13 protein-coding genes are annotated in these 18,767 nt (G+C 70.2%); 4 read left to right on the plus strand and 9 right to left on the minus strand.

The window, feature by feature from the left end; all coding sequences use genetic code 11:
- Positions 1–11 precede the first annotated feature (11 nt).
- Positions 12–2,375 carry a penicillin-binding protein 2 gene (gene mrdA / locus BKK79_RS10010; RefSeq protein WP_071037619.1) on the plus strand — a complete coding sequence of 788 codons (2,364 nt, stop codon included), beginning with the start codon at positions 12–14 and terminating at the stop codon, positions 2,373–2,375.
- A gap of 11 nt (positions 2,376–2,386) precedes the next feature.
- Positions 2,387–3,529 carry a rod shape-determining protein RodA gene (gene rodA / locus BKK79_RS10015; RefSeq protein ID WP_071010678.1) on the plus strand — a complete coding sequence of 381 codons (1,143 nt, stop codon included), beginning with the start codon at positions 2,387–2,389 and terminating at the stop codon, positions 3,527–3,529.
- Between the two features lie 12 nt (positions 3,530–3,541).
- On the opposite strand, the gene BKK79_RS10020 is transcribed toward rodA, so the two are convergent.
- Both BKK79_RS10020 and BKK79_RS10025 read right to left on the minus strand, forming a co-directional pair.
- On the minus strand, positions 3,542–4,366 hold the full coding sequence (locus tag BKK79_RS10020; RefSeq protein WP_231907967.1) for a tetratricopeptide repeat protein: 825 nt from the start codon (positions 4,364–4,366) through the stop codon (positions 3,542–3,544).
- Between the two features lie 148 nt (positions 4,367–4,514).
- The gene (locus BKK79_RS10025) at positions 4,515–5,126 is read right to left on the minus strand and encodes a MarR family winged helix-turn-helix transcriptional regulator (protein ID WP_071037620.1); all 612 of its coding nucleotides are present in this window, start codon (positions 5,124–5,126) and stop codon (positions 4,515–4,517) included.
- Positions 5,127–5,357: 231 nt separating this feature from the next.
- Between BKK79_RS10025 and BKK79_RS10030 the strand changes: the two genes are divergently transcribed.
- Both BKK79_RS10030 and BKK79_RS10035 read left to right on the plus strand, forming a co-directional pair.
- A complete protein-coding gene (locus tag BKK79_RS10030) occupies positions 5,358–6,404 on the plus strand; it encodes a Bug family tripartite tricarboxylate transporter substrate binding protein (RefSeq protein WP_083383909.1) in 1,047 nt (348 codons plus the stop codon).
- Positions 6,405–6,468: 64 nt separating this feature from the next.
- Positions 6,469–8,034 carry a sulfatase-like hydrolase/transferase gene (locus BKK79_RS10035; RefSeq protein WP_071037621.1) on the plus strand — a complete coding sequence of 522 codons (1,566 nt, stop codon included), beginning with the start codon at positions 6,469–6,471 and terminating at the stop codon, positions 8,032–8,034.
- Between the two features lie 1,757 nt (positions 8,035–9,791).
- Here the strand turns inward: BKK79_RS10035 and kdpE are convergent.
- From kdpE to BKK79_RS41080, 7 genes are all read right to left on the minus strand, one after another.
- Positions 9,792–10,487 carry a two-component system response regulator KdpE gene (gene kdpE, locus BKK79_RS10040; protein ID WP_071010676.1) on the minus strand — a complete coding sequence of 232 codons (696 nt, stop codon included), beginning with the start codon at positions 10,485–10,487 and terminating at the stop codon, positions 9,792–9,794.
- Between the two features lie 36 nt (positions 10,488–10,523).
- Positions 10,524–13,412: a DUF4118 domain-containing protein gene (locus tag BKK79_RS10045; RefSeq protein ID WP_071037622.1), complete on the minus strand. Its 2,889-nt coding sequence runs from the start codon at positions 13,410–13,412 to the stop codon at positions 10,524–10,526.
- Between the two features lie 104 nt (positions 13,413–13,516).
- Complete coding sequence (kdpC, locus tag BKK79_RS10050) at positions 13,517–14,161, minus strand: potassium-transporting ATPase subunit KdpC (protein ID WP_084084627.1); 645 nt, start codon at positions 14,159–14,161, stop codon at positions 13,517–13,519.
- 55 nt (positions 14,162–14,216) lie between these two features.
- On the minus strand, positions 14,217–16,478 hold the full coding sequence (gene kdpB, locus BKK79_RS10055) for a potassium-transporting ATPase subunit KdpB (protein ID WP_071037623.1): 2,262 nt from the start codon (positions 16,476–16,478) through the stop codon (positions 14,217–14,219).
- A 142-nt stretch (positions 16,479–16,620) separates the two neighbouring features.
- Positions 16,621–18,438 carry a potassium-transporting ATPase subunit KdpA gene (gene kdpA / locus BKK79_RS10060; protein WP_071037624.1) on the minus strand — a complete coding sequence of 606 codons (1,818 nt, stop codon included), beginning with the start codon at positions 18,436–18,438 and terminating at the stop codon, positions 16,621–16,623.
- On the minus strand, positions 18,438–18,527 hold the full coding sequence (kdpF, locus tag BKK79_RS10065; protein WP_071010673.1) for a K(+)-transporting ATPase subunit F: 90 nt from the start codon (positions 18,525–18,527) through the stop codon (positions 18,438–18,440). Before kdpF ends, kdpA begins: the two co-directional genes overlap by 1 nt.
- Entirely contained in the window at positions 18,527–18,697 is a 171-nt protein-coding gene (locus tag BKK79_RS41080; RefSeq protein WP_167366666.1) for a hypothetical protein, read from the minus strand. The genes kdpF and BKK79_RS41080 overlap by 1 nt, the downstream gene beginning before the upstream one ends.
- Positions 18,698–18,767 lie beyond the last annotated feature (70 nt).

Consider the following 18,767-nt stretch of genomic DNA (forward strand, 5'->3'; position numbering starts at 1 on the left):
GTCGCAGTACCATGACCGAAATCCGCAACGTCGAACAGGAAATCGGCCGCTTCCGCATCCGCGTGGCGGCCGCGGCTTTCTTCGCCGTGATCTGCTTCGGCCTGCTGCTTTCGCGCTTCCTCTGGCTGCAGTGGTACAAGCACGACCAGTACTCGGCCAAGGCCGAGGACAACCGCATCTCGGTGGCGCCGATCGAGCCCAACCGCGGCATCATCATGGACCGCAACGGCCTCGTGCTGGCGCGCAACTACTCCGCCTACACGCTGGAGATCACGCCGTCCAAGCTGACCGAATCGCTCGACGACACCATCGACGCGCTGTCCAAGGTGATCGACATCCAGCCGCGCGACCGGCGCCGCTTCAAGCGGCTGCTGGAGGAATCGCGCAGCTTCGAGAGCCTGCCGATCCGCAGCCAGCTCACCGACGAGGAAGTGGCGCGCTTCTCCGCCCAGCGCTTCCGCTTCCCCGGCGTGGACGTGCGCGCGCGCCTGTTCCGCCAGTACCCGCTGGGCGAGGCGGCCTCCCACGTGATCGGCTACCTGGGCCGCATCTCGCAGCGCGACCAGGAGCGCATCGAGGCGATGGACGAGGCCAATGACGCCGAGGGCGCCAAGTACGACCCGCGCAAGGATGCGGACAACTACAAGGGCACCAACTACATCGGCAAGATCGGCATCGAGCAGAGCTACGAGACCGAGCTGCACGGGCTGACCGGCTTCGAGGAGGTCGAAGTGACCGCCGGCGGCCGCCCGGTGCGGACGCTGTCGACCTCCCCCGCCACGCCCGGCAACAACCTGATCCTGTCGCTCGACATCCGCCTGCAGCAGCTCGGCGAGGCCCTGTTCGGCAACCGCCGCGGCGCGCTGGTGGCGATCGAGCCGGAGACCGGCGACATCCTCGCCTTCGTCTCCAAGCCGACCTTCGACCCCAACCTGTTCGTCGAGGGGATCGACACCAATACCTGGAACGAGCTCAACAACTCGCCCGACAAGCCGCTGCTGAACCGCCCGCTGCGCGGCACCTACCCGCCCGGCTCGACCTACAAGCCCTTCATGGCGCTGGCGGCGCTGGCCACCGGCAAGCGCACCGCGGCCTGGGGCTTCCACGATCCCGGCTCGTTCACGCTCGGCAACCACACCTTCCGCGACGACAAGCCGGGCGGCCACGGCTGGGTGGACATGTACCAGTCCATCGTGCAGTCGTGCGACACCTACTACTACATGCTGGCGCGCGACATGGGCGTCAACGGCATCCACGACTTCATGAAGCCGCTCGGCTTCGGCCAGCTGACCGGCATCGACATCGAGGGCGAGGCGCGCGGCATCCTGCCCTCGACCGACTGGAAGCGGCGCGCCTACCGCCGTCCCGAGCAGCAGAAGTGGTATGACGGCGAGACCATCTCGCTGGGCATCGGCCAGGGCTACAACAACTTCACCATCCTGCAGCTGGCCAACGCCACCGCCATCCTGGCCAACAACGGCGTCGCCATGAAGCCTCACCTGGTCAAGGCGGTGGAAGACTCGATCTCGCGCGCCCGCGCGCTGACGGTGCCCAAGGAAAGCTACCGCATCCCGCTCAAGCAGGCCGACATCGACGTGATCAAGCGTGCCATGGTGGGCGTCACGCACGCGGGCACGGCGGCGCGCGCCTTCGCCGGCGCCGCCTACGAGTCGGCCGGCAAGACCGGCACGGCACAGACCTTCTCGCTCGGCAAGAACGAGAAGTACAACCATCACGCGCTGGATGAACACAAGCGCGATCACGCGCTGTACACGGCCTTCGCGCCGGTCGACCATCCCAGGATCGCCATCGCGCTGATCGTGGAGAACGCCGGCTGGGGTGCGGCCGAGGCCGCGCCGATCGCGCGCAAGATGATGGACTACTACCTGCAGGGCAAATGGCCGGCCGAGCTGGCCGACATCGCCCCGCCGGCCAGCGAGCGCGCGGGCGGCCAGCCGCCGGTGGACACGCCCAGCGTGTTCACCACCGGCCTCACCGCCAGCGCCGCCACCGCCACCGTGATGGCCAATGCCGGCGCTTCGGCGGCGGCCGCCTCCGGCCCGGCCGGCACGCCCGCGGTGGCGGGCGCGTCGGCCCCCGCCACCGCTTCGGCCGGCGCTTCTGCCGCGGCGGCCTCGGCGTCAGCCCCGGCCGTGCCCGAGCGCGCGAGCGCGGGCATGGCCGCGGCGCTCGATCCCGCCGCCATCGCCCCGGCCGACGCCGAGGAAACCCTGGAACAGCGCATGCAGCAGGCCCTGGGGCACAGCAAGCCCAAGCCCGCTTCGGCGCCGGCGCCCACGGCGGCCGCCCACGTCGCGCCCCGCCCCGCCGTCAAACCCCGCGCCAAGGCCGCCGCGCCCGAGGCTGCACGTTGAAGGAGACGCGCATGGATCGCCGCCGCGTCATATCGCTCGTCAAATCGGCGCTCACCGGCTTCGACAAGCCGCTGGCGCTGATCGTCTTCCTGATCTTCGCCACCGGCATCGTCGCGCTCTACTCGGCCGCCATCGACATGCCGGGCCGGGTCGAGGACCAGTTGCGCAACATCCTGCTGTCGTACGCGGTGATGCTGGTCATCGCCTACCTGCCGACGCAGACGCTGATGCGGGTGGCGGTACCGCTCTACACGGTCGGCGTGGCCCTGCTGGTGGCGGTGGCCATGTTCGGCCTGATCCGCAAGGGCGCGCGCCGCTGGCTCAACGTGGGCATGGTGATCCAGCCCTCCGAGATCATGAAGATCGCCATGCCGCTGATGCTGGCCTGGTACTTCCAGAAGCGGGAGGGCGTGATCCGGTGGTTCGACTTCCTGGTCGCGCTGCTGCTGCTGCTCGTGCCGGTCGGCCTGATCGCCAAGCAGCCCGACCTCGGCACCGCGCTGCTGGTGATGGCCGCCGGCCTCTACGTGATCTACTTCGCCGGCCTGAGCTGGAAGATCATCCTGCCGCTGCTGGGCGTGGTGGTGGTGGCCATCACCCTGCTGGTCAGCTTCGAGAGCAAGATCTGCGCGCCGGGCGTCAACTGGCCGATCCTGCACGACTACCAGCAGCACCGCATCTGTACGCTGCTCGATCCCACCACCGACCCGCTCGGCAAGGGCTTCCACACCATCCAGTCGATCATCGCCATCGGCTCGGGCGGGGTCACCGGCAAGGGCTGGCTCAAGGGCACGCAGACGCACCTGGAGTTCATTCCCGAGAAGCACACCGACTTCATCTTCGCGGTCTACTCGGAGGAATTCGGCCTGGTCGGCAACGCCATGCTGCTGGTGCTCTACCTGATGCTGATCTTCCGCGGCCTGTATATCGCCGCCAACGCGCCGACGCTGTTCTCGCGGCTGCTGGCCGGCGCCGTGACGCTGATCTTCTTCACCTATGCCTTCGTCAACATGGGCATGGTGAGCGGCATCCTGCCGGTGGTGGGCGTGCCGCTGCCGCTGATGAGCTATGGCGGCACCGCCCTGGTGACGCTGGGCATGGGCATCGGCATCCTGATGAGCATCTCGCGCCAGAAGCGGCTGATCCAGAGCTGACCCGGAGCCCGGCTAGGGTCCGGCCCCGGCGCGCTCCCCGCGGTGGTCGAGCTGGTCCTGGCGCGCCTGGCGCTCGCGCACGTCCTGCTCGATCATCGAACGCAGCTTGGCCAGCGCGGCGGGATCGCCGTGCGCGGCCGAGCGCGCGTACCAGATGCGCGCCTGGCCGGCGTCCTGGCCGACCACGCCGGGCTCGCCGCGCTCGTAGTAGCTGGCCACGATGTACTGGGCATCCCCGTTGCCCGCGTCGGCGGCACGCCGGTACCACTGGAACGCCTTGCCGTAGTCGCGCGCCACGCCGCGCCCGGTGAAGTAGTTGGTGGCCAGCGCCATCTGCGCCGCCACATGGCCGCCACGCGCGGCCCGTTCATACCAGACGTTGGCCTGCTCCAGCGAGCGCGGCAGCAGGTCGCCATGCTCGTACATCTCGCCCCAGGTGTACTGGGCATGGGTCATGTCGTTGTCGGCCGCCTTCTTCAGCCAGACCATGGCCTCGTCGGCACGCACCGGCGTGCCTTCGCCGCGCAGCAGCATCATCGCGTAGTCGTACTGGGCCAGGCGGTCGCCCTCCCGGGCGGCGCGGCCGAAGCCGGCCAGCGCCTGCTCGAAGCGGCCGGCCTGGTAGGCCGCCAGCGCCTGCTCGGTCACCACGCGCGCGGCCGCCGGCACGGCCGGGCCGGCCGCGGCGCCGGCCGACGGCGCCGCCAGCAGGACCAGCAACAGGATCAGGACGAGCAGGGCCAGCAGGCGCCACCATGGCAGCCATGCATGGCTGGTGCCGTGCCGCGGCGGGCACCCTGCAGCGGGAACAGCGTGGCGGCGGAACATGTGACGCATGACGGGCTCCCCGGGGGCGTGGGCGGCGAAGGCCGCCGGCGGCGCCCTCCGCTTCCAGTGTAGGAGGCCGGAGATAGTCCACTGCGTCATTCGAAAGGCACCCCCGATCGGCAGCGCCTCCCGGGTGCGCTTTCTCTGACCCAATGGACTAGTCCACCGAATCCCTGAAATCGGTCGGAGCCTGCCCGCGCCAGAGCCGCAGCGGATCCGCCGCGGCATCGGCCGGCCCGGCCGGCGCGGGCGCCGCGTGCGGCAGCGACTGCGCCTCGGCCAGCAGTTGCGCGGCGTGCGCCTGCAGCTTGTCCAGGCAGCGCGACAGCAGCGCGGCCTCCTCCTCGTCCAGGCAGGACGCCAACTGCGTATTGAAGTCGAGCGCGCGGGCGAAGGCGCTGCGGTAGACCGCCTGTCCGGCCTCGGTCAGGGCGAAGGATGCCGCGCGGCGGTCGCCGGCGCCGACCTCGCGCCGCACCAGGCCGCGCGCCATCAGGGCCTGCATGGCGCGGCTCGCCAGCACCTTGTCCAGTCCGGCGCTGGCGGCCAGTTCGGTCAAGCGCGTGCCCGGGCATTCCCCCAGGAAGGAAATCATGCGCCACTCGCGCCGGCTGACGCCGGCCGCGGCGCGCAGGTGCAGCGCGCTCGCCCCCAGCGCCGCGCACGTCAGGTGGTAGAGCCGGTAGTTGAGGAACTGGCGCAGCGTGGCCGGCTGCCGGAGCGTGTCCGCCGGTCCGCCGCCGCCCTGCCCCTGCCGCGCTTGATCCATGCCGCACCCGCACAATTAGTTGACTAGGTGGATTATATGGGCCGGTGTTAGCGTGGCAGGCGCCGCCACCCGAGGAGACAGCGGGAGCGGCGCACCCGCCCGGCGCGCGCCGCCGGGCCGGGACGCCGACATGAGATTTGCGCAGATCGATCTGCACAAGGCTTCGTTGGCGCCATCGGGTGCGTTCGATAGATTGGCCGGCCCCGTCCGGACCCGACCCGCAGAGGAACCATGACCCCCGCCACGCTGATACCGCGCGCGCTGCGCGCCCTGCTGCCCCGCCCTGCCGCCTCCTCCGTCTCCACCGCGCTGGCTTCCGCCGCGACCGCCGCCACGGTGACGGCCATCGCCGCCTTCGCCGCGCCCGGCGCCCGTGCCCAGGCCAGCGACAAGCCGATCCGCATCGTGGTCGGCTATCCCGGCGGCGGCACCTCGGACCTGACCGCCCGCCTGATCGCCGACAAGCTGCGCGAGTCGCTCAAGCAGACCGTGGTGGTGGAGAACAAGCCCGGCGCCGGCGGCCGCCTGGCGATGGACTATGCGCGCACCCAGCCGGCCGACGGCACCACCCTGGTACTGGCCAACAGCGCCGTGATGACCATCGCACCGCTGGTGTACAGCAAGCTGCACTACGACGCCGTGCGCGACTTCACCCCGGTGGCCCAGACCGCCAACTTCCAGCTCGCGCTGGCGGTCGGCCCGGGCGTGCCGGCCAAGACCCTGCAGGAGTACGTCAGCTGGCTGCGCGCCAGCCCGCAGAACAACTCCTTCGCCTCGCCCGCGCTGGGCAGCCTGCCCCACTTCTTCGGCCTGCTGTTCGGCAAGCAGCTGGGCGTGACCATGCTGCACGTGCCCTTCAACGGCTCCACCCCCGAGATCACGGCGCTGGTCGGCGGCCAGGTGCCCGCCGCCATCGACACCCTGGGCGACCTCGCCGAGATGCACCGCAGCGGCAAGATCCGCGTGCTGGCCAGCTCGGGCACCCAACGCTCGGCCGCGCTGCCCGAGGTGCCGACCTTCGGCGAACTCGGCCACAAGGACATCGAAGGCCTGGGCCGCAACGGCATCTTCGTGCCGGCGGGCACGCCCGCGCCGGTGGTGGCGCGCCTGAACGCCGCCATCGTCAAGGCGCTGCAGGCCCCCGACCTGCGCGAGCGCTTCGTCAAGATGGGACTGGACCCGCAGAGCGGCACGCCGGAGCAGTTCGCCCGCCTGCTGGCCGACGACCGCGCCAAGTGGGGCCCCATCGTCAAGGCCTCGGGCTACACCGGCGACTGAAGCCCCCGCCGAACCAGCGCCGGCAGGCCCGGGCCCGCCGGCGCGCGCTCCTCCATCGAATGCCATGACGACACGCAACGTCCTCTTCATCATGTGCGACCAGCTGCGCCGGGACCATCTCGGCTGCTATGGCCACCCCGCCCTGCGCACCCGCAACATCGACGCGCTCGCGCGCCGCGGCGTGCGCTTCGAGCGCGCCTTCGTCACCTCGGGCGTGTGCGGCCCGAGCCGGATGAGCTTCTACACCGGCCGCTACGTCAGCAGCCACGGCGCCACCTGGAACCGCGTGCCGCTCTCGGTGGGCGAGGTCACACTGGGCGAATACCTGAAAGACAGCGGCCGCGCGCTGGCGCTGGCCGGCAAGACCCATGTGATGCCCGACCACGCCGGCCTCAAGCGCCTGCACCTGGACGGCGGCAGCGAACTGGAACAGCTGCTGCGCAGCGGCCACTTCGTCGAAGTCGACCGCCACGACGGCCACCACGCCGAGCCGCGCAGCGCCTACGCCGACTGGCTGCGCGCGCAGGGCTACGACAGCGCCGACCCGTGGACCGACTATGTCATCAGTGCCGAGACCGCCCAGGGCGAGATCGTCTCCGGCTGGCAAATGCGCAATGCCGGCCTGCCCGCGCGCGTGGCCGAGCCGCATTCGGAGACCGCCTACACCGTCGGCCAGGCCATGCAGTACATCGCCACGCGCGGCGACGACCCCTGGGTCCTGCACCTGTCGCTGGTCAAGCCGCACTGGCCCTACCTGGCCCCCGCGCCCTACCACGCCGCCTATGCGCTCGACGACTGCCTGCCGCTCAAGCGCGACCCGGCCGAGCTGGAAGACCCGCACCCCGTGCTGTCGGCCTACCGCACCCAGGAAGAATGCGCGAACTTCATGCGCAGCGAAGTCTCCGACACGGTGCGCCCGGCCTATCAGGGCCTGATCCAGCAGATCGACGACCGCCTCGGCGAACTGTGGGAACAGCTGGAGCGCCTGGGACGCTGGCAGGACACCCTGATCGTCTTCACCGCCGACCACGGCGACTTCCTCGGCGACCACTGGCTGGGCGAGAAGGAGCAGTTCTACGACACCGTGCAGAACATCCCGCTGATCGTCTACGACCCCTCGCCGCAGGCCGACGCCACGCGCGGCAGCGCCAGCGAGGCCATGGTCTCCGCCGTCGACGTGGTGCCCACCGTGCTGGACGCCCTCTCGCTGCCGCCGGCCGACCACCGTATCGAAGGCCGCTCGCTGCTGCACATCACCCAGGCCCGCGGCGCGCAGGACGGCGCCTGGCGCGACTTCGTCGTCTCCGAGCTCGACTACGCCTATCGCGGCGCACGCCTGGCGCTGGGCCGCCACCCTGGCGAATGCCGTGCCTGGATGGTGCGCGACGCGCGCTGGAAGTATGTGCACTGGCAGGGCTTCCGCCCGCAGCTGTTCGACCTCGCCAACGACCCCGACGAGTTCTTCGACCTGGGGACCGATGCCGGGCACGAGCCGGTGCGCGCGGCCATGCGGCAGAAGCTGCTGGAGTGGTTCCTTGCGCTCAAGCCGCGCGTGACGGTGAGTCATGAGGAGGTGGCGGCTAAGACGAATGTCTATAAGCAGGCGGGGGTGTTTTTTGGGGTGTGGTGAGGTTGGGTGGTGGAGATTGGGCCTGCGCGTGGCATCGCGTTTTATCGAGCGGCGCTGGCCGTTGCACCCAATGGCCGGCCGCGATCGGATTGCTTGAGGTATCGCGTTTTGCTGGGGGTGTTGGCGCTTGCACCCAACGGCCGGCCGCTATCGGATTGCTTGAGGTCTCGCGGTTTGTTGGGCGGCGTGGGCGATTGCACCCAACGACCGTACGACATCCCCCTGCGGGGGCTGCCGGTCACTTTTCTTTGCGTTCTGCAAAGAAAAGTGACCCAAAGAAAGCAGACCCTGCCGGGGGCAGAGCAATCAGGCTCGCCGGCTTAGTCGCCAGCTGTGGTGGGCGTGGCGGCTCTGCTGGTCGCTGCCGCGGCCGGTGCGGACGTGGTCGGCGCTGCCGATGTCGCGAGCAGGGATGGTGGGCCCCTGATGGCGGGCGGCGAGGTAGTTCGACCATCTGCCGATACCGGGGCGGATGGTCGCTCTCTACTGAATGGCGCTGGTCTTATTGCCGGGAAGTGGCCCCCGGTTTGGCGTGAGGGGCGCTGTTGTGGTTCCTGGCGATTGAAACGCAAAGTGGTCGACGTGGAGTGCCACTCCTCATGGGTGGGCCCGAGCGGACTTCACCCTGGGCCTTCCTTCGTCGAGATCCTGCTGGCAATCACGCTTGCTGCCCGGCTTGCACGGGAGCCCCAGGCCTGCAATGCAACCAGGCACGCCGCCAAGGAAGTGGCGCTCCTCCCCGGTAACGGCAGATGGTCGAACTACCAAGGCCGCCTGCCATCAGGGGCAAGGCAATAGAACTCAGGAAGGTCGTAATGCCGTGATGGCCCGCCACGCGAACGGCAGAGACAAGCAGAGCCGACACGCCCACCACAGCCGGCGACTAAGCCGGCGAGCCTGATTGCTCTGCCCCCGGCAGGGTCTGCTTTCTTTGGGTTACTTTTCTTTGCAGAACGCAAAGAAAAGTGACCGGCAGCCCCCGCAGGGGGATGTCGTACGGTCGTTGGGTACAACCGCCCACGCCGCCCAACAAAACGCGAGACCTCAAGCAGTCCGATACGGGAGATTTTGACGAAGGAATACCCGCGGCGCCCACGCATGAGGAATGACACTCCACGTCGACCACTTTGCGTTCCTATCGCGACGGATCGCAATAGTGCCCTCAACCTCAAACCGGGGGCCACTTCCCGGCAATGAAACCAGCGCCGCTCAGTAGAGCGCGGCGATCCGCCCCGGTAACGGCAGATGGCCGAACCACCCCCCGCCGCCCGCCATCAGGGGCCCACCATCCCTGCTCGCGACATCGGCAGCGCCGACCACGTCCGCACCGGCCGCGGCAGCGACCAGCAGAGCCGCCACGCCCACCACGGCCGGCGACTAAGCCAGCGAGCCTGATTGCTCTGCCCCCGGCAGGGTCTGCTTTCTTTGGGTTACTTTTCTTTGCAGAACGCAAAGAAAAGTGACCGGCAGCCCCCGCAGGGGGATGTCGTACGGTCGTTGGGTACAACCGCCAACGCCACCCAACAAAAAGCGATATCTCAGGCAGCCCGAGAACGGCCGGCCGTCGAGTGCAACCGCCCACGCCGCCCAACAAAACGCGAGACCTCAAGCAGTCCGAAAGCGGCTGGCCGTTGGGTGCAACCGCCAACGCCACCCGACAAACCGCGAGACCTCAAGCAATCCGAGAGCGGCCGGCCGTTGGGTCCAACCACCAACCCCGCTCGACAAACCGCGATGCCCAAAGCCCCCAAAACCCCCTACCCCACAAACCGATACCCCACCCCCACCTCCGTCAACAGATGCACCGGCTGCGCCGGATCCCCCTCCAGCTTCTGCCGCAGATGCCCCATATAGACCCGCAGGTAATGGCTGCTCTCCGAATGCGAAGGCCCCCACACCTGCCGCAGCAGCTCGCGATGCGTCAGCACCTTGCCGCGGTTGGCGATCAGCACGGCCAGCAGGCGGTACTCGATCGGCGTCAGGTGGACCGCTTCCCCGCCACGCGTGACCAGGCGGTTGGCGAGATCGACCTGGACCTCGCCGAAGCTCACCTGGGCGCTGCCCTGCGGATTGAGCCGGGCATGCCGGCGCAGCAGCACGCGCACGCGCGCGATCAGTTCGCCCACGCCGAAGGGCTTGGTCAGGTAGTCGTCGGCGCCGGCGTCGAGCGCGGCGATCTTGTCGTTCTCGCCGGTGCGGGCGGACAGCACCAGCACCGGCACCTCGGTCCAGGTGCGCATTTCGCGGATCAGCGTCATGCCGTCGCCGTCGGGCAGCCCGAGATCGAGGATGACCACGTCGGGCTGGCGCGTGCCCGCGTCGATCAGCCCGCGCTTGAGCGTCTCGGCCTCGTGCACGCTGCAGCCCTCGCCTTCCAGCGACTCGCGCACGAAGCGGCGGATATGAGGTTCGTCCTCGACCACCAGCACGGTGGGGGAAAAATCGAATGGCATCGCGGTCCGGATCCTTTCCTGTGTAGCCTCAGTCAGCTAGCTCTTGTCGTGCGGCGCGTGTTCCCGCGCCTCCTGCGCGGCGGCGACGGGTGCCTCCGGCTCGATCGCGGGCGGGTTGCCGCGCGGCAGGGCGATCACGAAGCGCGCCCCGCTGCCGCCATCGCCGCGCCCCTCCACCCAGATGCGGCCGCCATGCGCCTGCACGATGGCCTCGCATACCGCCAGCCCGAGCCCGACCCCGGTGGTGGCCGACTCGCGCTCGCCGCGGGTGAATTTCTCGAAGATCAGCCGTTCCTTGCCGGCCGGCACGCCGGGCCCGTCGTCCTCTACCGCCAGCCTCACCTCTTCGCCGGCCACTTCGCCGGCGATGGCCACGGTGCTGCCCGGCGGCGTGTACTTGGCGGCGTTCTCCAGCAGATTGCACAGCACGCGCTCCATCAGCACGGCATCGCACTCCACCAGCGGCAGCGCCGACAGGTCGGCCACCGTGATGCGGTGCTGGCGCAGCGCGTCGCGCATCGCCGCCAGCGCCGCGCCCACCAGTTCCTCCAGCGACTGCCACTCCTGCTGCATCTGCACGTCGCGGCTCTGCAGGCGCGCCATGTCGAGCAGGTTGACCACCATGGTGCGCATGCGCAGCGCCTGGCCGCGCATGGCGTCCACCGTCTCGGCCACCGGCGGCGCCAGCGCCGGGACCCCGCGCAGCAGGGTCTCGGCCATGCCGATCAGCCCCGTCAGCGGCGTGCGCAGGTCGTGCGACACGGCGGCCAGCAGCGAGCTGCGCAGCCGCTCCGACTCCATCGAGACCAGGGCCTGCTGCGCCACCTCGACATAGTGCAGGCGCTCGATGGCGATGGCGATCAGCGTGGCGAACACGTCCACCTGGCGGCGCAGGCCGGGCTCGGTGAAGGCGCGCCAGGCCTGCGGCTCCACGGCGAGCACGCCGCGCACCTGCATGGGGGCCTTCAACGGCAGGTAGAGCACCGTGCTGCCCGGCAAGGTATGGGTGCCGGTGCCGGCCGGCTGGCCGTGGTCGAACACCCACTGCGCCAGCACCGGGTCGATACCGCCGCGGCTGCCGTCGCGATGGGCGGGGTCCACCAGCGGCGGCAGGAGGCGGCCCTGCGCCGAGACCAGGAAGAAAGCGCAGTTGGCCTGGAAGGCGGCATGCAGGAAGCGGCTGCCGATGGAGACGATCTGCTCGGTCATCAGCGCCGCCGACAGCTCGCGCGCCAGCTCGTACAGGGTGCGCGCGTCGGTCTCGCGCTGCACCGACACCTCGGCCTGCTCGCGCAGGCCGGCGGTGAGCTGGCCGATCACCAGCCCCACCGTCAGCAGCACGGCGAAGGTCAGCAGGTACTGCACGTCGCTGACAGCGAAGGACATGCGCGGCGGCACGAAGAAGAAGTCGAAGGCCGCCACCGACACCACCGAGGCCAGCGCCGCCGGACCGCGCCCGTGGCGCAGCGCCACCGCCACCACCGCGGCCAGGAACAGCATGGCGATGTTGACGAGATCGAACCACGGCCGCGTCAGCGCCGAGAGCGCGGTCGCCGCCCCGCACCAGACCAGCGCCCACAGGTAGTCCTTGCGATGCGCCAGCGCCACCTCGGCCTGCGCCTCGTCATCGGCGAGCACCGGGCGCGTGCCGGGTGGCGGGTTGCGCCCGCGCAGGTCGTCGCGCGTGGTGTCGGCGGCGACACGGATCACGTCGATCTCGGGACAGGCCGCCGCCAGCGCATCGGCGAAGCTGCGCCGCCCGAACAGCCAGGCGCGCGCGCCCAGGAAGGGCGACAGCGAGGTCGCCAGCACGGCGCGCGCGCGCTCGAGCACGGTGCCGCCGCCGCGCCGCCAGTCGGCCGGCGCGCGTCCCAGCACCACCTTGGTCAGGTTGTGGCGGCGCACATAGCCGACTACCGCGCGCACCATGTCATTGCCGGCCAGCGTCTCGGTGCGCGCGCCCATCTCCTCGGCCAGGCGCATGGCTTCCTGCATGCGCAGGCGCGCCGCCTCGGACAGTGGCGCCAGGCGCGGCGTGGCGATGGTCACCACATGCCACTCGCAGTCGAGCTGGCCGGCCATGCGCCGCACGCTCCGGACCACCTGCTCGGCATCGTCGCCGGCGCCGATGCAGGCCAGCACCGCCTCGCGCGTGCGCCACACCGGCTGGATCGCCTCGGCATGGCGGTAGGCGCGCACGTCGTCGTCGACGCGATCGGCGGTGCGCCGCAGCGCCAGCTCGCGCAGCGCGATCAGGTTGCCCTTGCGGAAGAAGTTGCGTGCGGCGTGCCGCGCCTGCTCTGGCAGGTAGACCTTGCCCTCCTGCAGGCGGCGCAGCAGTTCATCGGCCGGCAGGTCGACCAGGATCACCTCGTCGGCATCGTCGAACACCGCGTCGGGCACGGTTTCCCATACGCGGATGCCGGTGATGCCGCCCACCGCCTGGTTCAGGCTGTCCAGGTGCTGGACGTTGACCGTGGTCCAGACATCGATGCCGGCCGCCTGCAGTTCCTGGATATCCTGCCAGCGCTTGGGATGGCGGCTGCCCGGCGCGTTCGAGTGCGCCAGCTCGTCGACCAGGACCAGCGCGGGCCGCCGCGCCAGCGCGCCGTCGAGGTCGAACTCCGTCAGCTCGCGCTCGCGGTAGGGCACCACCTTCGGCGGCAGGCGTTCGAGCCCGGCCAGCAGCGCCTCGGTCTCGGCACGGCCATGGGTCTCGACCACGCCGACCAGCACGTCGACCCCGTCGCCGTGCAGCGCACGCGCCGCGCTGAGCATGGCGTAGGTCTTGCCCACGCCGGCCGAGGCGCCGAAATAGACGCGCAGCTTGCCGCGCGCGGCGCGCGCGCCCTCGGCCTGCACGCGCTGCAGCAGCGCATCGGGATCGGGTCGTTCGGAGGGGTCGCGCAGCGAGGAATCAGACATGGATGGCCCCATCGCCCGGCAGCGGGGAGGATGCCGTCGATTGTGCCACGGCGGCGCACGCGCGCGGCGGCACCATGCCGCCGCCGCACCGCCGCCGAGCCGCCTCAGCGCCGCGGCTCGGCATCCAGCGCCAGGTTGAGCTTGAGCACATTGACCACCGGGTCACCCAGCACCGCCAGCAGCGGCGCGTCGGTATTGGCGATGACCAGCGCCTGCACGCGCGCCAGCGGCAGGCCGCGCAGGCGCGCCACGCGGGCCGCCTGGTAGTCGGCCGCGGCCGGACTGATATGCGGATCCAGGCCGCTGCCGGAGGCGGTCACCAGGTCGACCGGCACCGGCGCGGCATTGCCCGGATCGGCCGCGCGCAGCGCCTCGATGCGCGCGTGCGCGGCGTCGGTCAGCGCGGCATTGCGCGGGCCCAGGTTCGAGCCGCTGGAGGCGCTCGCGTTGTAGGGCATCGGCGCGGTGGCCGAGAGCCGGCCCCAGAAGTAGCGCGGGTCGGAGAAGGGCTGGCCGATCAGCTCGGAGCCGATGGCCTTGCCGTCCTTGACGATCAGCGAGCCGGCGGCCTGCGACGGGAACAGCGCCTTGGCGATGCCGGTGACGGCGCCCGGATAGAGCAGGCCGGTGACCACCGACAGCGCGACGAACACCGTCAGCAGCGGGCGCAGCAGCCCGCGTTGCGCTTCGGGCGCGTCGGGTGCATCGGGCGCGGCGGCGGCGGGACTGGCTTGGACTTGCGTATGCATAAGAGACTCCGGATAGGTGGGATCGGACCAGGCGGCCGCGGACGGCGGACGTCGCTCAGGCCCAGCCGCACGCGGCGAGGATCATGTCGATCACCTTGATGCCGGCGAAGGGCACGACGATGCCGCCCAGGCCGTAGATCAGCAGGTTGCGGCGCAGCAGCGTGGCGGCGCCGAGCGGCCGGTACACCACGCCCTTGAGCGCCAGCGGGATCAGCACCACGATGATCAGCGCGTTGAAGATCACCGCCGACAGGATGGCCGAGCCCGGCGTCGCCAGTCCCATCACGTTGAGCTGGTTGAGCTGCGGATAGGTGGTGGCGAAGGCCGCCGGGATGATGGCGAAGTACTTGGCCACGTCGTTGGCCACGCTGAAGGTGGTCAGCGAGCCGCGCGTCATCAGCATCTGCTTGCCGATCTCGACGATCTCGATCAGCTTGGTCGGGTTGCTGTCGAGGTCGACCATATTGCCGGCCTCCTTGGCGGCCTGCGTGCCGCTGTTCATCGCCACCGCCACGTCGGCCTGGGCCAGCGCGGGAGCGTCGTTGGTGCCGTCGCCGGTCATCGCCACCAGCCGGCCTTCGGCCTGGTACTGGCGGATCAGCTTGAGCTTGGCCTCGGGCGTGGCTTCGGCGAGGAAGTCGTCGACGCCCGCCTCGGCGGCGATCGAGGCCGCGGTCAGGCGGTTGTCGCCGGTGATCATGACGGTCTTGATGCCCATGCGGCGCAGCTCGCCGAAGCGCTCGCGGATGCCCGCCTTGACGATGTCCTTCAGCTCCACCACGCCGAGCACGCGCACGATGGCGTCGGGCGCGTCGGTGCGCCCGGACGGGCCCGCCGCGGCTTCGGCCACCACCAGCGGCGTGCTGCCGACGCGCGCCACGTCATCCACCGCCTGCAGCACGGCGTCGGGAAACTTGCCGGCGCGCTCGGTGACGTACTTGCGCACCGCGTCGGCGGCCCCCTTGCGCACGCTGCGCTGCGCCGCGCCACCCACGGCCCCGGCGCCGACATCGACGCCGCTCATGCGGGTCTGCGCGGTGAACGGCACGAACACGTGCCCGGCCGGGTCCACGCCGTCCGGCAGCGCAGTGCCCGACTGCTGGCGGGCCAGCATGACGATGCTGCGCCCTTCCGGGGTCTCGTCGGCCAGCGACGACAGCCAGGCCGCCTCGGCCAGCTGCTGCGGCGTGACGCCGGGCGCCGGGATGAAGCGCGAGGCCTGGCGGTTGCCGTGCGTGATGGTGCCGGTCTTGTCCAGCAGCAGCACGTCGACGTCGCCGGCGGCCTCGACCGCGCGGCCCGAGGTGGCGATCACATTGGCTTCCATCATGCGGCTCATGCCGGCCACGCCGATGGCCGACAGCAGGCCGCCGATGGTGGTCGGGATCAGGCACACCAGCAGCGCCACCAGCACGGTGATGGTGACCGGCAGGCCGGCCTTGGTCACCAGCACGCTGTAGACCGAGAACGGCTGCAGCGTGGCGGTGGCCAGCAGCAGCACGATGGTCAGGCCCACCAGCAGGATGGTCAGCGCCAGTTCGTTGGGCGTCTTCTGGCGCTTGGCGCCCTCGACCATGGTGATCATGCGGTCGATGAAGCTTTCGCCCGGGTTGGTGGTGATGCGCACCACGATCCAGTCGGACAGCACGCGCGTGCCGCCGGTGACCGAGGAGAAGTCGCCGCCGGACTCGCGGATCACGGGCGCCGATTCGCCGGTGATGGCGCTCTCGTCGACCGAGGCCACGCCCTCGATCACCTCGCCGTCGCCGGGGATCATGTCGCCCGCCTCGACCAGCACCACGTCGCCGCGGCGCAGCGCGGTCGCCGCGCGCGGCTCGGTGGCGGCGCCCGGCCCCTGCCTGGCACCGCTCTTGAGCAGCTTGGCCGTCACCGTCGTCTTCAGCCCGCGCAGCGCCTCGGCCTGCTGCTTGCTGCGGCCCTCGGCCAGCGCCTCGGCGAAGTTGGCGAACAGCAGCGTGAACCACAGCCACACCGTCACCGCCAGGATGAAGGCGGCGCTCTCCCCGCCCGCCGCCGCCGGCGCGAACAGCGCGCGCAAGTACAGCACCGTGGTGAGGATGCTGCCGACGTAGACGACGAACATCACCGGGTTGCGCAGCTGGTCGCGCGGCGACAGCTTCTTGAAGGATTCCAGCAGCGCCGGCTTGACCAGCTCGGGCGCGAACATGCCGCGCGGACCGGGCCGGTGGTGGCCGCCGCCCGCCCTGCCGTGGGTGGGCGCGCCGGTGGCCTGTGCCGTATCGGCGGAAGCCGCGCCGCCGGCCTTGGCTTGCGCGGTCATGGAGTCTTGTTGCATGCGTTTCTCCGCAATCACCTGGTAGCTGCCGGCGTGCGCCCTGGGCACCCCGCCGGCAGCCGGATTCCTGCCTGTTGTGTCTTGTTTCCGTTCTTCCGCTTTGCGCTTTCCGCTTGGCTCGTTGCGCCGCGAGCGGCGACGCTCACGGCGCGGCGGCGGCCACGGGTCCCTGCAGCTGCTCCGCCACCGGACCGAGGGCCAGCGCGGGGATATAGGTCAGCGCGCCCACCATCAGCACCGAGCCGACCAGCAGCACCACGAACAGCGGGCCGTGCGTGGGCATGCTGCCGCCCGTCGCCGGCAGCCGCTTCTTGGCCGCCAGCGAGCCGGCCATGGCCAGGATGGGCACGATGATCCAGAAGCGGCCGAACCACATCGCCGCGGCCAGCAGCACGTTGTAGAAGGGCGTGTTGGCCGACAGCCCGGCGAAGGCGCTGCCGTTGTTGTTGGACGCCGAGGACAGCGCGTAGAGGATCTCCGAGAAGCCGTGCGTGCCCGGGTTGAACACGCCGGCGCGCCCGGCCTCGCTCATCACCGCCACCGAGGTGCCGAGCAGCACCAGCAGCGGCGTGACGAGGATGGCCACCGCGGTCATCTTCATCTCGTAGGCCTCGATCTTCTTGCCCAGGTATTCCGGCGTGCGCCCGATCATCAGGCCGGCGATGAAGACCGCCAGCACCGCGTAGACCAGCATGCCGTACAGGCCGGAGCCGACGCCGCCGAACACCACCTCGCCGAGCTGCATCAGCAGCATCGGCACGGCGCCGCCGATGGCGGTGAAGGAGTCGTGCATGGCATTGACCGCGCCGCACGAAGCCGCCGTGGTGATGGTGGCGAACAGCGCGGTGGCGGCGATGCCGAAGCGCGATTCCTTGCCTTCCATATTGCCGCCGGCCTGCAGCAGCGAGGCGGCATGGTCGACCGGCAGGCCGGCCAGCGCGGCATTGGCCTGCTGCTCGGAGAGCGCCGCCGCGCACGCCATGGCGACGAAGATCACCGTCATCGCGGCCAGCACCGCCACCCCCTGGCGCCGGTCGCGCACCATCTCGCCGAAGCTGAAGCACAGCGCCGCCGGGATCAGGAAGATGGCCAGCATCTCGATCAGGTTGCTCAGCTCGGTCGGGTTCTCGAAGGGGTGGGCCGAGTTGGCATTGAAGAAGCCGCCGCCGTTGGTGCCCAGCATCTTGATGGCTTCCTGCGAGGCCACCGGGCCCATCGCCAGCGTCTGCTTGTCGGTGCGGGCCGGCTCGGTGACCGGCTGGCCCTTGGCGTCGAGCACCGGCTGGCCGGCCGCGTCGACCTTGGGCTGGCTGTATTCGACCGCCTGCACCAGGCCGACATCCCGGTAGGCGTCGAAGTTCTGGATCACGCCCTGGCTGACCAGCGCCAGCGCCATCACCACCGACAGCGGCAGCAGCACGTACAGCGTGGAGCGCGTCATGTCGACCCAGAAGTTGCCGATGGTGGACGCGTTCTGGCGCGCGAAGCCGCGGATCAGCGCGAACACCACGGCAATGCCGGTGGCCGCCGAGACAAAGTTCTGCACCGTCAGCGCCAGCATCTGCGTCAGGTAGCTCATGGTGGACTCGCCCGCGTAGCCCTGCCAGTTCGTGTTGGTGACGAAGCTGACCGCGGTATTGAAGGCGGAATCCGGCGAGACCGCGCCGAAGCCTTGCGGGTTCAGCGGCAGCAGCCCCTGCACGCGCTGCAGCGCGTAGACCGCCACCACGCCCAGCAGGTTGAAGGCGATCACGGCCACCGCGTACTGCTTCCAGCCCATCTCGGCGCCCGGGCGCACGCCGCCCAGGCGGTACAGCAAGCGCTCGAGCGGACGGCCCCAGGCGGTCAGGCCGTAGCTTCCATCCTCCATCGCGCGGCGGATATAGCGGCCGAGAAAAGGCGCGGCGGCCAGCAGGATGGCCAGGTAGAGGGCCAGCAGGCCCAGGAATTCGGTGGACATCAGAATTTCTCCGGCCGGAACAGCGCGATGAGGAGGTAGACGAAGACGACGACGGCGAGCGCGCCGCCCAGCAGATCAGCCCAGTCCATCACAGCCCCCTGTCCTGTGCACTGTGTTTTCCCGACGGCGCGCCGGAGTCGCCGCCCCCCTGTCGATCGCCGCCCGGCGGCGTCCTGGCGCCGAGCGCGGCGCACAGGATGAGCAGCGCGCCGGTCAGCGCGCCGAACAGCAGCAGCACGATGAAATAGATCCCGTCCATGGCAGATATGAAGCGTGCGTGGTTGACGCCTCGCAGATTAGGGACGGAACGGTAAAAACGGGATAGAGAG

It is taken from the genome of Cupriavidus sp. USMAA2-4 (genome assembly GCF_001854305.1).
Taxonomy (GTDB): Bacteria; Pseudomonadota; Gammaproteobacteria; order Burkholderiales; family Burkholderiaceae; genus Cupriavidus; species Cupriavidus malaysiensis.

Coding starts and splice junctions, on each gene's coding strand:
- kdpA (WP_071037624.1), bottom strand. CDS start 18,438: ATGTCCACCGAATTCCTGGGCCTGCTGGCCCTCTACCTGGCCATCCTG.
- kdpF (WP_071010673.1), bottom strand. CDS start 18,527: ATGGACTGGGCTGATCTGCTGGGCGGCGCGCTCGCCGTCGTCGTCTTC.
- kdpB (WP_071037623.1), bottom strand. CDS start 16,478: ATGCAACAAGACTCCATGACCGCGCAAGCCAAGGCCGGCGGCGCGGCT.
- mrdA (WP_071037619.1), top strand. CDS start 12: ATGACCGAAATCCGCAACGTCGAACAGGAAATCGGCCGCTTCCGCATC.
- BKK79_RS10020 (WP_231907967.1), bottom strand. CDS start 4,366: ATGCGTCACATGTTCCGCCGCCACGCTGTTCCCGCTGCAGGGTGCCCG.
- rodA (WP_071010678.1), top strand. CDS start 2,387: ATGGATCGCCGCCGCGTCATATCGCTCGTCAAATCGGCGCTCACCGGC.
- BKK79_RS10035 (WP_071037621.1), top strand. CDS start 6,469: ATGACGACACGCAACGTCCTCTTCATCATGTGCGACCAGCTGCGCCGG.
- kdpC (WP_084084627.1), bottom strand. CDS start 14,161: ATGCATACGCAAGTCCAAGCCAGTCCCGCCGCCGCCGCGCCCGATGCA.
- BKK79_RS10025 (WP_071037620.1), bottom strand. CDS start 5,126: ATGGATCAAGCGCGGCAGGGGCAGGGCGGCGGCGGACCGGCGGACACG.
- BKK79_RS10045 (WP_071037622.1), bottom strand. CDS start 13,412: ATGTCTGATTCCTCGCTGCGCGACCCCTCCGAACGACCCGATCCCGAT.
- kdpE (WP_071010676.1), bottom strand. CDS start 10,487: ATGCCATTCGATTTTTCCCCCACCGTGCTGGTGGTCGAGGACGAACCT.
- BKK79_RS10030 (WP_083383909.1), top strand. CDS start 5,358: ATGACCCCCGCCACGCTGATACCGCGCGCGCTGCGCGCCCTGCTGCCC.
- BKK79_RS41080 (WP_167366666.1), bottom strand. CDS start 18,697: ATGGACGGGATCTATTTCATCGTGCTGCTGCTGTTCGGCGCGCTGACC.